The sequence below is a fragment of the Enterococcus sp. DIV1682a genome (genome assembly GCF_051711005.1).
GTDB lineage: Bacteria > Bacillota > Bacilli > Lactobacillales > Enterococcaceae > Enterococcus_B > Enterococcus_B hirae.
Map to the genome: position 1 here is coordinate 1,147,387 of NZ_JBIOLT010000001.1, position 16,132 is coordinate 1,163,518.

At 37.6% G+C, this 16,132-nt stretch carries 10 protein-coding genes; 5 read left to right on the top strand and 5 right to left on the bottom strand.

The features are described 5' to 3' along the window. The first annotated feature begins 4 nt into the window (after positions 1 to 4). The 4 genes from parE to pflA all read left to right on the top strand — a co-directional run bounded on the left by parE (position 5) and on the right by pflA (position 7,915). The gene (gene parE / locus IGJ23_RS05270; protein WP_207432432.1) at positions 5 to 2,029 is read left to right on the top strand and encodes a DNA topoisomerase IV subunit B; all 2,025 of its coding nucleotides are present in this window, start codon (positions 5 to 7) and stop codon (positions 2,027 to 2,029) included. A gap of 11 nt (positions 2,030 to 2,040) precedes the next feature. Continuing rightward, on the top strand, positions 2,041 to 4,491 hold the full coding sequence (parC, locus tag IGJ23_RS05275; protein WP_207432430.1) for a DNA topoisomerase IV subunit A: 2,451 nt from the start codon (positions 2,041 to 2,043) through the stop codon (positions 4,489 to 4,491). A gap of 273 nt (positions 4,492 to 4,764) precedes the next feature. Continuing rightward, positions 4,765 to 6,996 carry a formate C-acetyltransferase gene (pflB, locus tag IGJ23_RS05280; RefSeq protein ID WP_010719453.1) on the top strand — a complete coding sequence of 744 codons (2,232 nt, stop codon included), beginning with the start codon at positions 4,765 to 4,767 and terminating at the stop codon, positions 6,994 to 6,996. A 151-nt stretch (positions 6,997 to 7,147) separates the two neighbouring features. After that, a complete protein-coding gene (gene pflA, locus IGJ23_RS05285; RefSeq protein WP_010737384.1) occupies positions 7,148 to 7,915 on the top strand; it encodes a pyruvate formate-lyase-activating protein in 768 nt (255 codons plus the stop codon). A 166-nt stretch (positions 7,916 to 8,081) separates the two neighbouring features. On the opposite strand, the gene IGJ23_RS05290 is transcribed toward pflA, so the two are convergent. Continuing rightward, the gene (locus IGJ23_RS05290; RefSeq protein ID WP_207432428.1) at positions 8,082 to 8,321 is read right to left on the bottom strand and encodes a hypothetical protein; all 240 of its coding nucleotides are present in this window, start codon (positions 8,319 to 8,321) and stop codon (positions 8,082 to 8,084) included. A gap of 9 nt (positions 8,322 to 8,330) precedes the next feature. Continuing rightward, the gene (locus tag IGJ23_RS05295) at positions 8,331 to 9,098 is read right to left on the bottom strand and encodes a DeoR/GlpR family DNA-binding transcription regulator (RefSeq protein ID WP_207432426.1); all 768 of its coding nucleotides are present in this window, start codon (positions 9,096 to 9,098) and stop codon (positions 8,331 to 8,333) included. Positions 9,099 to 9,560: 462 nt separating this feature from the next. On the opposite strand from IGJ23_RS05295, the gene IGJ23_RS05300 reads away from it, so the two are divergent. Continuing rightward, entirely contained in the window at positions 9,561 to 11,795 is a 2,235-nt protein-coding gene (locus tag IGJ23_RS05300) for a helix-turn-helix domain-containing protein (RefSeq protein WP_251849624.1), read from the top strand. A gap of 276 nt (positions 11,796 to 12,071) precedes the next feature. On the opposite strand, the gene IGJ23_RS05305 is transcribed toward IGJ23_RS05300, so the two are convergent. Genes IGJ23_RS05305 through IGJ23_RS05315 form a run of 3 tightly spaced genes read right to left on the bottom strand, consistent with a single transcriptional unit; the run spans position 12,072 to position 15,756 of the window. Continuing rightward, positions 12,072 to 13,376, bottom strand: a complete 1,305-nt coding sequence (locus tag IGJ23_RS05305) for an alpha-L-fucosidase (protein WP_207432422.1) — start codon at positions 13,374 to 13,376, stop codon at positions 12,072 to 12,074. 10 nt (positions 13,377 to 13,386) lie between these two features. Further along, entirely contained in the window at positions 13,387 to 13,872 is a 486-nt protein-coding gene (locus tag IGJ23_RS05310; RefSeq protein WP_034867543.1) for a hypothetical protein, read from the bottom strand. A gap of 15 nt (positions 13,873 to 13,887) precedes the next feature. Then, positions 13,888 to 15,756: a beta-N-acetylhexosaminidase gene (locus IGJ23_RS05315; RefSeq protein ID WP_207432420.1), complete on the bottom strand. Its 1,869-nt coding sequence runs from the start codon at positions 15,754 to 15,756 to the stop codon at positions 13,888 to 13,890. Between the last annotated feature and the right edge of the window lie 376 nt (positions 15,757 to 16,132).

The following is a 16,132-nucleotide window of genomic DNA, read 5'->3' on the forward strand; positions in this document are numbered from 1 at the left end:
TGCCTTGGCAAAAAAAGTAAAGAACGAATATAATGATGCATCGATCCAGGTTCTTGAAGGATTAGAGGCAGTTAGAAAACGACCAGGAATGTATATCGGGTCAACGGATAGCCGGGGCTTACATCATTTAGTCTATGAGATCGTTGACAATGCGGTTGATGAAGCTTTATCTGGATTTGGAAATGAAATTGATGTAACCATTCATGAAGACAATAGTATCACTGTGACAGATAGCGGTCGTGGTATGCCAGTTGGGATGCATGCTTCTGGTATCCCCACAGTTGAAGTGATTTTTACTGTACTACATGCCGGCGGAAAGTTCGGTCAAGGAGGATACAAGACCTCAGGGGGACTACACGGTGTCGGAGCAAGTGTGGTCAATGCTTTATCAAAATGGTTGGTTGTTACAATCGTCCGTGATGGGATTGAATACCAACAAAAATTCAGCAATGGTGGTAAGCCTGATGGTACACTGAAAAAAATCGGGAAAACCAAGAAATCCAATGGAACGACAGTTCATTTCTTACCAGATGACACGATCTTTTCCACTACTAAATTTTCTTATGATATTTTATCTGAACGTTTGCGAGAATCAGCTTTTCTTTTAAGAGGAGTAAAAATCACACTTTCTGATCTGCGTGGTGAAGAGCCAGTCAAGGAAGTTTTTCACTATGAAGAAGGAATCAAAGAATTTGTTGATTACCTAAACGAAGAAAAAGATACGTTGACACCAGTTGTTTATTTTTCTGGTGAAAAAGACGGTATCGAAGTTGAAGTTTCGTATCAGTACAATGATGGATATTCAGAAAACGTGTTGTCATTTGTGAATAATGTCCGAACGAAAGATGGAGGCACCCATGAAGTCGGCATGAAGTCAGCGATGACGAAAGCCTACAATGAATATGCCCGAAAAGTGGGATTACTGAAGGAACGAGATAAGAATCTCGAAGGTAGTGATTTTAGAGAAGGTTTGGCAGCCGTCCTCTCCATTCGGGTACCTGAGAATCTCTTACAATTTGAAGGACAGACAAAAGAAAAATTGGGTACACCAATTGCCCGTACAGTAGTAGATAATGTCATTGGAGAACAAATGGGCTTTTATTTACAGGAAAACAGTGAAATGAGCCAAATGCTGGTGCGAAAAGCAATCAAAGCCCGAGAAGCTCGTGAAGCTGCCCGAAAAGCCCGAGAAGAAAGCCGTAATGGGAAAAAACGTAAAAAAGGCGAATCATTACTTTCAGGGAAACTGACACCTGCCCAATCGCGAAATCCGAAGAAGAATGAGTTATACCTCGTGGAGGGAGACTCTGCTGGTGGTTCAGCAAAACAAGGAAGAGACCGTAAATTCCAAGCCATCTTGCCTCTTCGTGGGAAAGTGATCAACACTGAAAAAGCAAAAATGCAAGACATCTTGAAAAACGAAGAAATCAATACGATGATCTATACGATCGGTTCAGGTGTTGGACCTGAGTTTTCAATTGAAGATTGCAATTATGACAAAATTATTATCATGACCGATGCGGATACCGATGGTGCACATATTCAAGTGCTATTACTGACGTTCTTTTATCGTTACATGAAACCATTGATCGAAGCAGGAAAAGTGTATATCGCATTACCACCGCTTTATAAGGTTTCTAAAGGTCAAGGAAAAAAACAAGTGGTCGAATATGCTTGGACAGATGATGAATTAGCAGCGACCATCAAAAAAATTGGTAAAGGCTATATGTTGCAACGCTATAAAGGTCTTGGAGAAATGAATGCAGAACAATTGTGGGAAACTACCATGGACCCAGCCTCTCGAACGTTGATTCGTGTGAGGATAGATGATGCTGCTCAAGCGGAACGTCGCGTGACGACATTAATGGGGGACAAAGTTGAACCTCGCCGAAAATGGATCGAAAATCATGTGCAATTCACGTTAGAAGAAGATGGTAGTATCTTAGATAAAAAAGAAGATATTGAAAATACAGCTACGTCCAATGAATTGTTCGATGAAGAGAAACAATCTGAATTAGTAGAAGAATAGGAGGTCACCTAATGGAAGAACGTCAAGAAGTCCAAGAACTAACCCTAGAAGAAGTGATGGGTGACCGCTTTGGACGTTACTCAAAATATATTATTCAAGAAAGAGCATTGCCAGACATCCGAGATGGATTGAAACCCGTTCAAAGACGAATTTTATTTGCGATGAATAAAGATGGCAATACTTTTGATAAAGGATTCCGTAAATCTGCCAAATCTGTCGGAAATATCATGGGGAATTATCATCCTCATGGGGACAGTAGTATTTATGAAGCCATGGTTCGGATGAGTCAGGATTGGAAGCTAAGAGAAGTACTTATAGAGATGCACGGAAATAACGGTAGTATGGATGGTGACCCACCAGCTGCTATGCGTTATACAGAAGCACGGCTCTCCCAATTAAGTGGTGAAATGTTGGCAGATATTGAAAAAAATACGGTTGATCTTGTATGGAACTTTGATGATACTGAAAAAGAACCAACTGTGTTGCCAGCGAGATATCCAAACCTATTAGTCAATGGTTCAACGGGAATTTCCGCTGGTTATGCTACGGAGATCCCTACCCATAACTTAGCAGAAGTCATTGATGGTACGATTTACCTCATTGATCATCCCCAAGCGAGTTTAGAGAAACTAATGGATTATATCCCTGGTCCTGATTTTCCTACTGGGGGAATCTTACAAGGAAAAGCAGAGATCAAAAAAGCTTATGAAACTGGACGTGGAAAAGTCATTCTGCGATCAAAGACTAAAATTGAAGCGATTAAAGGGAACAAGCAGCAAATCGTGATTTCCGAGATCCCTTATGAAGTAAATAAAGCCACATTAGTGAAGAAAATGGATGAAATCCGTTTAAATAAAAAAATCGATGGCATTGCAGAAGTTAGAGATGAAAGTGACCGCACTGGATTACAGATCGTGGTTGAATTGAAAAAAGATGCTAACGCACAAGGTATCCTCAATTATCTGTTTAAAAATACTGAACTACAAATCAATTACAACTTCAATATGGTAGCTATTGATCACATGACACCGCATCAAGTGGGGTTAAAAGATATTTTAAGTAGTTATATTGATCATCGAAAACAAGTGATCACGAAACGAAGTCAATTTGATTTAGAAAAAGCACAAAAGCGCCAGCATATCGTAGAAGGTTTAATGAAAGCTTTGTCGATCTTGGATGAAGTCATTGCTACGATTCGAGAAAGTAAAGATAAGAAAAACGCGAAGCAAAATTTAGTCGAAGTTTTTCAGTTTACGGAAGAACAAGCTGAAGCAATCGTGACGTTGCAACTATATCGTCTAACAAATACGGATATTACAGAATTACGTAAAGAATCAGAAAGCTTAATAGCACAAATCACTGAATTGAACAAAATTCTATCTAATGATAAAGAATTATTCTCGGTCATGAAGAAAGAACTTCGTGAGGTCAAGAAAAAGTATGCTAATGTACGTTTAACGACAATTGAAGACGAAATCGAAGAAATCAAAATTGATACAAAAGTGTTAGTAGCACAAGAAGATGTGATTGTCAGCGTAACGAAGGAAGGTTATGTGAAACGGACTAGTCTACGTTCATATAGTGCTTCTAAACCAGAGGAAATCGGCATGAGAGAAGGGGACTATCTCTTGTATTCTGGTGAACTAAATACCTTGGATCATGTGTTGTTGATCACCAATAAGGCAAATGTCATTTATCGTCCTGTCCATGAATTGCCAGATTTAAAATGGAAAGATGCTGGAGAACATATTTCACAAACGATTGTCAATCTTTCGGTTGATGAATCGATTCTAGCTGTTTTTCCATACAAAAAAATCGAAGCAGAAAAAACATTGGTCTTCATCAGTAAAAATGGCTGGGTAAAACAAACTCGAATGACTGAATTTGAACCATGGCGTACTTATAAGAGTCGTCCGTTAAGTGGCATGAAACTCAAAAGTGACGATGATGAATTAGTTGCGTCTTACTTGGTAGAAGGTCAAACGGATTTAGATCTCTTTTTAGTCACCTACCAAGGGATGGGGTTACGATATCCATTAGAAGAAGTACCTGTGGTAGGAGCAAAAGCTGCTGGCGTTCGTTCAATCAACCTCAAAGACGAAGATACTGTCGTTAACGGGTTACTCGTTTTGACAGAAGGAGATACGCCAATCATCATCGTCACTCAACGTGGTGCGGTAAAACGGATGCTTGCGCAAGAAATTAGTCAAACCTCTCGAGCAAAACGTGGTGTTACGGTTCTACGTGAACTAAAGAAAAACCCACATCGAGTTATTCATATGTCTGAAGGAAACGCTAAAGAAATAATAATCATCAATCAAAAAGGTCAAGAGCTAATGATTGACCCAACGGATTATCCGATTGGCGATCGAACGTCTAATGGCTCATTTGCAGTTGACGAGAAAAAAGGCGGCGAAGTGATTAAAGTCATTGAGCCACCTGAAGTAGCCATTACCGATTAACTGTTATAGTTTTTTGAAAGAAGGTAGATCTGTTTTAATACAGAACTACCTTCTTTTTTCTGATTATTAAAAAATTATAAATATTAAGATAAAAAAATATGAAAGTGTTCACAATTGCTAAAGCTTGGTATATTAGCGTTTGTTGATATAAGTGAATAAAAACGCCATCTTTTGTTAAATAAAAAACAAGAAAACCCTTGCAAAGATGCTCGTCTGTGTTATACTAATCACGTAAAAACTGTTACATAAAACAGATAACGGGAGGTCCATACAATGGAGCAATGGAATGGATTTAAAGGAACGAAATGGAAAGAAGGCGTAGATACAAGAGACTTCATCCAAAATAACTACACTGAATACCGTGGAGACGACAGCTTTTTAGAAAAACCAACTGAAGCAACAGAAAAGCTTTGGGCAGAATTACAAAAATTAAATGATATTCAATTTGAACGCAATGGCGTTTATGACATGGACACAGAAATCGTTTCAACGATTACCTCACATGATGCAGGTTATTTAGACAAAGATCTTGAAAAAATCGTTGGTTTACAAACAGATAAACCATTGAAACAAGCATTTATGCCATTTGGTGGTATCAATATGGCTAACAATGCATTAACAAGTAATGGTTACACACCTAATGATGAGTTGACACATATCTTTAGCGATTGGCGTAAAACACATAACCAAGGTGTATTTGATGCCTATACAGCTGAAATGCGTGCAGCACGTAAAAACAAAATCATTACAGGCCTTCCAGATGCTTATGGACGTGGACGAATCATCGGAGACTACCGTCGTATCGCATTGTATGGTATTGACTATTTGATGGAACAAAAGAAAAAAGACCATGATATGACAGGTTTCCATACAATGGATGAAGAAGTCATTCGTCTTCGTGAAGAAATCACAGAACAATATCGTGCTTTAGCACAAATGAAAGAAATGGCTGCAAAATATGGCTATGATATCTCTAAACCAGCTGCTAATGCAAAAGAAGCAGTACAATGGTTATACTTCGGTTATTTAGCAGCAATCAAATCACAAAATGGTGCAGCAATGTCAATCGGACGTATCTCTGCTTTCTTAGATATCTATATCCAACGTGACTTAGATAATGGCGTGATTACCGAACAAGAAGCACAAGAATTGATCGATCACTTAGTCATGAAATTGCGTATGGTGAAATTTGCCCGTACACCAGAATACAATCAATTATTCTCAGGATTCCCAATCTGGGCGACTCTTTCAATCGCTGGAATGGGCTTAGATGGACGCTCATTAGTAACTAAGAATGATTTCCGTCTATTGCACACATTGACTAACATGGGTCCTTCTCCTGAACCAAACTTAACAGTTTTATATTCAGAACATTTACCAGAAGGCTTCAGAACTTATGCAAGTAAAATTGCAATCGAAAGCTCATCTATCCAATTTGAAAATGACAATCTTCTTCGTGAACAATGGGGTTCAGATGATTGCGCTATTGCATGTTGTGTATCTGGAACAGTTGTTGGAAAAGACATGCAGTTCTTCGGTGCTCGTGCGAACTTAGCAAAAGCATTATTATACGCAATCAACGGTGGGGTTGATGAAGTAACTGGTGCTCAAGTTGCTCCTGAATATCGTCCAATCACAGCTGATGTATTAGACTTTGAAGAAGTAAAACACAAATTTATGAATGTGATGGACTGGTTAGCTGAATTATATGTGAATACATTAAACATCATCCATTATATGCATGATAAATATTCTTATGAAGCAGCTCAACTGGCATTGATGGATTCAGATTTGAAACGTACATTTGCAACAGGGATTGCTGGAATCTCTCATGCAGCGGATAGCTTGTCAGCAATCAAATATGCAGATGTGAAACCAATCCGTAACGAAAAAGGAATTGCCGTTGATTTCGAAGTAACTGGCGACTTCCCTAAATACGGAAATGACGATGATGCAGCAGATGAGTTAGCAGAATGGATCTTAGAATACTTTATGACACAAATCAAACGTCATAAAACATACCGTAACTCCACACCAACAACGTCATTATTAACAATCACATCAAACGTGGTTTATGGTAAAAACACTGGTAACACACCTGATGGACGTGAAGCAGGTAAACCTCTTGCTCCTGGGGCAAACCCAAGTTACAATGCAGAACAAAATGGATTGTTGGCAAGTCTTAACTCAACTGCTAAAATCAATTATGGTTATGCACGTGACGGGATCTCTAATACGCAAACGATCAATCCTTCCGGTCTTGGAAAAGATGAAGAAACACGTATCGGCAACTTGCGTAATGTATTAGATGGTTACTTCTCTAAGGGAGCGTACCATTTGAACGTCAATGTATTTAGTAATGATCTATTACGTGACGCTATGGAAAATCCAATGAAATACCCTAACTTGACGATCCGTGTCTCAGGTTATGCTGTTAAATTCCGTGATCTAACGAGAGAACAACAATTAGACGTATTGATGAGAACATCACACGATAGAATGTAAAGCGGAATAAATAATACGATCTATCATTAAAAAGAACGATTGAAAAAGGTTGAGGGCAAGGCGGAGGTCTTTGCCCTCGTCTTTTCCTAGCAATCGGTTGATTCAAGTGTCTTTTGAAATAAAATGAAATCAAAGAAAAGAAGTGATCCTTATGGAAGAAAAAACAATTGGCTATGTTCATTCGATCGAAACGTTTGGTTCTGTAGATGGACCAGGCGTTAGATTCGTCGTTTTTATGCAAGGTTGTCGCATGCGTTGTGAATTTTGTCATAATCCTGATACATGGAATATAGGCGGAGGAAAAGAATATACGGCGGATGAACTATTAGACCAAGCAGAGCGCTATCGTTCCTATTGGGGTTCAGAAGGCGGTATCACTGTTAGTGGAGGCGAACCTTTATTACAGATCGATTTTTTGATCGAACTGTTCAAGAAAGCGAAAGAGCGTGGTATGCATACTACGCTAGATACTTGTGGGAAGCCTTTCACGCGTGACGAACCATTCTTTTCTCGTTTTCAAGAATTGATGAAGTATACTGAATTGTTACTGTTTGATATCAAACACATCGACAACGAAGAGCATAAAAAGTTAACACGTTGGGATAATGAAAATATTCTGGAGATGGCGCAATATCTTTCTGAAATCAATAAGCCAGTGTGGATCAGACACGTATTAGTTCCTGAACGCAGTGACTATGATGAATACTTGATTCGGCTAGATGACTTTATCAAGACATTGAACAATGTAGCTAAAGTAGAGATTCTACCTTACCATACGATGGGGAAATATAAGTGGGAAACACTTGGCTTAGATTATCCACTAGAAGGTATTGAACCGCCAACAAAAGAAAGAGTCGAGAATGCCAAACGACTACTTCACACAGAAGACTATCGAGGATATCTCAGCAATAAGAACTGAGTAGCTGTGTAAAATCAAATCTGGGTCAGAATGAATCTCATTCTGTCTCAGATTTTTTGTTTCGCACAAAGCGCACGAAAATGTGACTGAAGAATCCTCCAGTCACATAAATGATAGAGCCAATTAAGCAATGACCTAAATGCTATATGTTCATTTTTTAGCGATACTAAAACACTTTTGATAGCGGATTGTCTTGTTCGATGATCTGTGAATGTAGGGTAATCCATAATAGTTTGATGTAGGTGTGCTGTTTCTTTTGATGAAGCAAATAAGTGCTGTTTGAGTCACCTGCTTTTTGAGAAGAAAAAGGGTGAGTAACAAGGGCGTTTATTTGGCTGGTTGCAAAAGTTCTATCAACAAGTTGAACAATGAGAAATATTGGATGCTCCAATCGTTTTTTGTCCATTTATATTTCTCATTCAGTGGGATACACCAAGTGAATGTCATTTTTTTCAATGATTTTATGATAAATCTTAGGCGGTTTTTTATTGGTAACAATCGCATCATAATCATAATAATCACCTATCTTGAAAAAATGAGTAGAGTCAAATTTCGTTTCGTCAGCCAATAAAACAATCTCTTGTGCTTTATTCATCATTTCTTTTTTGATTTGTGCTTGATTGAAGTTTGCTTCATAAATCCCTTCATGGTCGAGCCCCCGGCAAGATAAAAAGGCAGCATTGAAACGAAAGGAACTGGTAATGGGATCAAGTGTATTTGAAATAACTGTACTAGCATTAAGTTTGACTTCACCGCCAGTCAAATAAATTTTTAAAGATTCGTTCTGACATTCACTTAACTTTAAAGCTGTACGCAAACCATTGGTAATGATAATTAAGTTAGGTATCTTAACAAGTAGTGGAATAAGGTGTAGAACAGTACTGCTGGAATCTAAAAAAATACACATACCTGGTGCAATAAAATCTCGTGCTAATTCACTGATGATCTTTTTTTCCGGGATATTACTGGCTTCTCTTTGAAGATAAGTATATTCCATGTTTGTCGTTTCGTTCAAGATCGCTCCGCCCCAAGTTCTGCGGATCAATTTTCGTTTTTCTAGCTCAAGTAATTCTCTGCGAAGTGTACTTATACTACAGTGAAGGTGAGTACAAAGTTCTTTGGAAGTTGCTTGTTTCTTTTTTACCAAATAGCTTAAAAGATCGCTTGTACGTCTAGTCTCCATTTTTTTCTCCAAGTTTTTCTTTTATTATAGCGCTTTCTTTTTGCGAATAAAATGCTTTTGAATAAAAATGAATGAGTTGAACAAAAATCTTGCTAATTTTTGAACAATGATCAAAATTTTAAGCAAGGATTTCCTTTGGTTAGAAAGCGCTTTATAATCGAGGCATACATACGTTGGAATAAAAGGAAACGATGGAAGAATAACAGATAAAAATTAGATTTGTGATATATGTAAATAAAATGTGGCGGCAAAAAGCTGGGTTGTCAGGATAAAGAAAATGGTTCTATGAAGTTGATGGATCAGTTTTTTTAGGTATCTTCATCGGGATCAGCAGCCTGTAGATTATTCATTGACCAGTGCGGATGGAATTGTGAGGAGTAATTATAGAAATGAAAAGTTGCTATTTATAACTAAAGCCCTAGATAACACGACAGGATTAGCTAAAGAATCAAGGAGGGACATATGGTACGAGAAGTTGCTACTAACGGGAAAAATAAACAGCACAGACAGCTTTCTAAGTCGATTTTATCTTATCTTTTTGTCTTTCTAGTGCCATTTTTTATGGTATCGTTAATTTGGTTTCATACGGCTAAAGAAAGCATTAATCAGCAAGTTGTTTTGACAGCCAAGAACCAGTTACTCCAATTGAAGTACTCATCTGAAAATAAGTTTTTGCAATTGGATAATATCACTCAACATATTCCTTATAACACCAATCTTTCACCTGGAAGGCTTTCCCATAGTTATTATGCTCGTGAAGGACAACTTAGCTTGCAACAATATAAGCTAAGTAATGATTTTGTTGAGGAAATTTATCTTTACTACAAAGAAAACCCAAATACATTGTTTTCATCTGCCGGTAGCTTGACAGTGGACAATTTTTTGCAACGAAAAATCAATAATCATTCGCTTGATAAAAAAGAGCTGCTTTCACATCTAGATAACGATATTCCAACTGGGCTAACCCTGAAAAAAGAACCCAATTCCACACAACTTTTTTACATTGTTCCAATTAAAGATGCAGAAATGCATTTTTATGGCGTAGCAATCTATTCAATCAATCTTTCGATTTTGAATAAGCTGTTGAATCTTTCCAATAGTGATGGTATCAGTACCAACTATCTGATTGATGACTCGTATCGTATTCTAGCAGCAGATACCAGTAATAACAAACTAACGGCGCATTTGCATCAGCCGAAGCAAATACAAATGATCTTGCAACAGGATAATTTTTACTACAACCATCGAAACTATCTTGTCCAGTCTTTGAATAGCAGGGATTTGAATATGTCATTTGTTTCTGTAATGGATCCATCACAAGCTTTGACAAAGATCAATACCATCCACCAAAAGTTTTTAAAACTTTTTTTTGTGATATTTGTGTTTGGTCTAGTGTTTGTAGTGATTATAGGTACTCGTTTTTCACAGCCAATCCGCAACATTGAAAAATTGATTGATCAATATTATCGAAATAAAATCGGTGTAGCTGTTTCCAACGGGAATGTCTATGAAACGTTGGCGCAATTTTTGAACGAACATGAAGAGCTACATAAAGAAATTAAACGACAGACTCCCCATGCGAGAGAACAGGTCCTTAGAAAAATTTTAGGAGGGAAATTTAAGTCTCCAGAAGATTCATTAGTTCTACTGAACTCTGTCCAAGTACATTTTACCGGTACTTGCTATTTTGTCGTCGTAGTTGATTATCCTATCCAGAGCATTGACGACACAGCTAATGAGTTACCGCTGAAAGTAAGCGGAAAGAACTTTTCGGGATATGGTACAGAGATCCTATCTGCAGGAGTGACCGCCTATATTTTTAGTACCTATGAAAAAACTAGTCACAAGAAAGTTGTAATAGAGATGATTCAGCAACTAAAAAAAACGTGTTACGGTACTTTTAGGATAGGAGTAGGAAATAGTACTGAAAACCTTACGAAGATCAATGCTTCTTATATTGAAGGTTTGGCCGCATTAGACTATTCAACAGTAGAAAATAACTTTGTTTTCTATAATGAAATTCCAAGTGAAGAGTCTTCAACTAGCATTAATTACCCAGATGGAGAAAAACTGAAATTGATTCAAAGTCTGCGTCAAGGAGACTTAACGATTGCTGCGGAAACGATTGAATCGTTGATTGAGCGGGGGATTAAAGAACATTTTTCTTATAGTGGACAAAAAATGTATGGTTTTTATCTGTTAAATGCAGTTGCTAAAGTAAGTAGTAATTTGCAAAATAAAACAATTTTGAAAAAAGCAGAAAGAAGTGCCAAGTTTAGTAATTTACTCGAATTGAAGCAACAACTATTAATGCTCGCAAAAATGATCTGTGAGGTTATGCAAGTTAAGCCACAAAATCAAGAGTCTGTGCTGAAAAAAGAATTGTTCGAATATCTTCACAAAAACTATGCTTCTTCCCAATTATCTATGGAAAAGTTGGCAGATGAATTTCAACTTTCAGTTTCGTATCTTAGCCGTTTTATCAAAAAAGAAACAGGTACTACTTTCTCAAAATATCTGCAAGAATTGCGGCTAGAAAAAATCAAGCAAGACTTAATAGAAACTGATTTGCCAATAAAAACGATTATTCAAAAGAATGGTTATTATGATGTTTCAAACTATACGAGAAAATTCAGGACGAACGTTGGTGTGACTCCAGGTCAATACCGAACAATGAATAGAGAAGGAACTTTATAAGCAATAAATAGGAGTAAACTAAGGGGGGCATCGAACTGGAGCAGGACGAAGAAGTCATTTTATTTCCAGTTTTGAGCTTCTAACTAAAAAAACAAAAGCAAATAATTGTAAAAGACTGAAATAACTACCCAAATTGTTGCTTTTTCAGCATACAACTTGGGTAGTTATTCAAATGTTTTACGATATTTCTCACTAAAAGTATGTTTTTACAAGCTTTCGATGCCAGTATTGTTTGTGAATCGACGAAGGAAGTATCATCTGCTTTATATTTGCTCTTTATTCGTCTTTCAAGGTAATTTCAATTACTGGGATCAGCACATCAGGCTTGATGATTGGCAAGGTGATGACAAGATCTTCTGGAGCAATGACTGCTTCTGTAGAAGTAATCACTTCGTCCGGATCAAATCCTCGATAAAAAATTTCCGAGCCATCATTGAGCAGACGAATAAACTCAACTTTACCTGCTAATCCTTTAAGATGAAGGTTGCGGTAAGGATAAGAAAAGAGATGCAGATAAAGCTTGTTTCCATTTTGTGTATATCGGCAATCGTCAGGAGCTTCAAAGGCGCTATATGAACAGCCAATGACAGATGCTTTGTGAAGGGTCATCCAATCCCCGATAGCATGAAGCCGCTCCAACGTTTTCGTATCAATCATTCCTCGTGGATTAGGACCAATATTCATCAAGAAATTCCCATTTTTTGAAACGGTATCAATCAGCATTTTCAAAAGCATCTCACTACTTTTCCATTCCATATTGTCACGGTCATACCCCCAAGTGCCATACATTGTCTGACAGGCTTCCCAGATAACAGGCATGCCGTTTTTCTCTAATGGTTTATCAGGTTGAAACTGTTCTGGAGTAGTGATGCCATGTCCTAAATCAAGCCGATCATTCAATAGGAGATGGGGTTGCAGTTCTAAGCAGAGCTTTTCTAGTGCTTCGCTATCCCAATCAATGTGCCCTTTTCCTTTTGACCAACCCCAATCGCGGTGGCTGTAAGAAAAATCGAACCATAAATAATCGATTTTTCCATATTCTGTCAGTAGTTCTTTGACTTGTTCGCGAAGATAGCGTTGATAAATCTTGATATCTCTTTCGGAATTTTTTTCTCGCAGTTTCTGGTTCTCTCTTTCAGGATGCAGTCCGTCTAGTGGGAAATGTTCATGGCGCCAATCGATCAGTGAGTGGTATAACCCGATTTTGATCCCGACTTTGCGAAAAGCCGGGAGTAGCTCTGCCAGAAGATCTCGTCCAAAAGCAGTATTGGTGATTTTGTAATCAGTTTGTTTCGTATCCCATAAGGCAAAGCCTTCATGATGTTTTGTCGTGAATACCATGTATTTTACCCCACAGCGAGCGGCTTCTTTTGCCCAAGCATCTGCATCAAACAAATCAGGGTTAAAATGCTGAAAATATTTTTTTGAATATTCCTCTAAAGAGACTTGTTCTGTGGTCATAAACCATTCGTGTCTAGCTCCCACACTGAACAAGCCAAAATGGATAAACAAACCAAAACGATCATGGATAAACCAGTTAGGATCAGGATAGTCGGTGGGCCAATTATTGAATTTTTTCATATGAACACTCCTAATTTAAAAATTGTGTATTTGTCATTGTTGTTTCTTTGATTTTCCATTTATTCTCTTCAAAAATAAAGGTGTGATATGCCGTTGTGATATGATCTCGATATGCCTTCTTCCCATGATTCACTGTTTTTTGTTCTGCCACTACTAACATCGATTGAGGCGCTTGTTTGATTACTTCGAAAGAAAGCAGTTCATGACTGACATCATAGTCTTTAAAAAATTGCTGCATTTCTTTTGTGGTCGCTTTATGTGCATCTTTGACTAGTGTTGCTAAATAGTCGTTCAGATTTTTATCCGTTGCAGCCTTTAAATTTTGTTGCAAAAGCTGATGGCAGATGTTCGCAGTTCTTTGATTATTGATTTTCCCAGTGATTTTAGTAGATGTCTGTTTTGCTTCGACACGAGGCACGTTTCTGACAAGCTGAGAAGCAGCAGTGACCAACAAAAAAATACTCAGAATGACCAAAAAAAGAGTTCTCTTTTTCATTTTTTATTCCTGCCTTTAGATATCTGATAGTTTACTAGCACTATAAATTCCATGGAACAAGTTTCGCCCGACACCGCTTGCTGTTTTGAAAGGAGCATCGAAGGGTAAAGGCGTTTGCTCAAGCTCAGGCAATTGCTTGATTTCTCCTGTTAAAAATTTATTCAGTCGCCAAATGGTTGTTTCTATCCGACTTTTTAAGGCACCGTAACGAAGATCGATAATTTCATAGCCAAAGGGTTTATTCCATTCAAACCATAGCTGGCGATGGAGGTGTTGCAACTCATTGATCTTTTTGGTGAGAACTTCCAGTTCGTGAAGGATTAGTTGTAACTGGTCATTCCTTTTTGATTGGTAGGCTCGATAAGAGCGACCGATCAAATTTGTTTTTATAAAAAGGACTTGTGCTAATTTCTGATAAAAAGTAAACATCGTTTGTGTGTCCTCATTAGCTGTTACGCTAGATAGTTTCTCACTTAAGTCCTTATAATGCGAAGGAAGTTCTAAATTTTGCAGATCAACATCGTAAAGACCGTATAATAGATCTTGATAAAGTGCCAACTTACTACTATTTGATCCATCAGGGTTATTTTTTGCTACACCTTTCGTCTGATCAAAAGCATCTAGCAGTAAAAAATCATCAGCTTCAAGATGGTGGAAGAGACGGAAACGCTCCTTAATCAGTTCCATGCTTACTTCAGGAGCAAATTGTTCCTCGCTGAATTGTTGTAATCCTAACAAACTTGCGATGATCGGTGTTTCAGCACTATCATCGCCCCATAAAGTAGCATAAACTTCGTTGATTTTTTCCTCTTTTGCGACAGAAAGACTAGCACTGGTCGTTTCAAACGATTTTCCATAATTTGGTGCAAGACCATTCCACGTCCAGATACCGCCCGCAAAAACGATCGGTCGTTGCAATTTTTTATGATTTGAAAAATGCAATTGGTATTCTTCTTTTGAATGATGGTAATAATCCCAATAAACCATACTAATTTCAGGAATCTTTGCAATCAAATCTTCTGGGAAATGTACGTCTTTATCGTAATAGTCTCCTGACTTTGAACCGATTCTAAAAAACATATCGCTCCACATCATGGGCTGTAACTGATAGTTCCTGCAGATTTCCATTACTTTTTTCAGATGCTTTTCCATAATATCAAAGCGATCGATCAAACCATGCTGGGTTAAATAATGACCACGTCCCAGATCATGAGCTTCGTCCATCCCGATATGAATTTTTGAGGTTTTAAAAGCGGCTGCGATCACAGAAATTGCACGATCTAAAAATTGATATGTTTTTTCCTCTTCCACAAGGAGAATATCACTTGTATCTCTCATGCCATTGGCAAATCCCCATTTTAGCGGATTAGTTAAATGAGCCAGCGTTTGAATACAAGGAATCAGCTCGATCCCTACCGTCTCTGCAAAAGCATCCAACGCCTTTAATTCCTCAAGAGAATAGGCACCACGACAATAACCAAAATAAGGATAATCAGGGATTTGATACGTATCTTCCATATAAAGCATGCAGCTATTTAATCCCATCTTGCTACAAAGAACAAAAAAGTGTTTCAGCTGATCAACAGTCATCACAGCATTTCTAGAAAGATCTACCATGGGACCAATTTTTTCAAATTGCGGAAACTCTTCATAAACAAATTCTTCTTCACAGCGATCTAACCAGAGTGACAGCGCTCGAAAAAGATGGGCTTTTTCCTGAAAATAGATAAACGTTTCGTTTTCTTTATTTTCAATTTTTAATGAACCGTTGCGCTGAATCAGTTGGAGTGGTTTTCCATTATCTGAAATAGTTAACGCTAATTCGTTTGTCGCAATTTCAAAAAAATCACGCATGACATCTGTAAGTTCGATTGAAACTTGCATAATAACCTCCTTGAAGTAATCGTTTTCATTTTCAGTATATAGCACTTGTAAAAAAAGAAAATAACTAGCTTGAAAGTACATAATCTGTTTATTTGACATAGTGAAAGTTGATGAATATACATAGCCAATCAGCTTCTGGAAAATAATCAATGAAAGAAAAAACGAAAGGGATAAGTAACAGGTAGTAGCCTTAGCAAAAATTGAAAAAAGGCTTGAGTCAACGATTGGCAGAAGGTTCCCTTTGATGGCGACAATTATGAATAAGGAGTGAAACAGACATTTGACTTTTACCTAAAGGGCTGACGAATCGCATTGTAGATTGTAAGTTAAAAAAAGAGCTATTATTGAGGTTTCCTTGTAAAATCTCCTCGCAGTT

What these genes read in the sequence shown, in the direction of transcription:
- IGJ23_RS05315 (WP_207432420.1), bottom strand. Translation starts at nt 15,756, where the DNA reads ATGCAAGTTTCAATCGAACTTACAGATGTCATGCGTGATTTTTTTGAA.
- IGJ23_RS05305 (WP_207432422.1), bottom strand. Translation starts at nt 13,376, where the DNA reads ATGAAAAAATTCAATAATTGGCCCACCGACTATCCTGATCCTAACTGG.
- pflB (WP_010719453.1), top strand. Translation starts at nt 4,765, where the DNA reads ATGGAGCAATGGAATGGATTTAAAGGAACGAAATGGAAAGAAGGCGTA.
- IGJ23_RS05310 (WP_034867543.1), bottom strand. Translation starts at nt 13,872, where the DNA reads ATGAAAAAGAGAACTCTTTTTTTGGTCATTCTGAGTATTTTTTTGTTG.
- parC (WP_207432430.1), top strand. Translation starts at nt 2,041, where the DNA reads ATGGAAGAACGTCAAGAAGTCCAAGAACTAACCCTAGAAGAAGTGATG.
- IGJ23_RS05295 (WP_207432426.1), bottom strand. Translation starts at nt 9,098, where the DNA reads ATGGAGACTAGACGTACAAGCGATCTTTTAAGCTATTTGGTAAAAAAG.
- IGJ23_RS05290 (WP_207432428.1), bottom strand. Translation starts at nt 8,321, where the DNA reads ATGGACAAAAAACGATTGGAGCATCCAATATTTCTCATTGTTCAACTT.
- IGJ23_RS05300 (WP_251849624.1), top strand. Translation starts at nt 9,561, where the DNA reads ATGGTACGAGAAGTTGCTACTAACGGGAAAAATAAACAGCACAGACAG.
- pflA (WP_010737384.1), top strand. Translation starts at nt 7,148, where the DNA reads ATGGAAGAAAAAACAATTGGCTATGTTCATTCGATCGAAACGTTTGGT.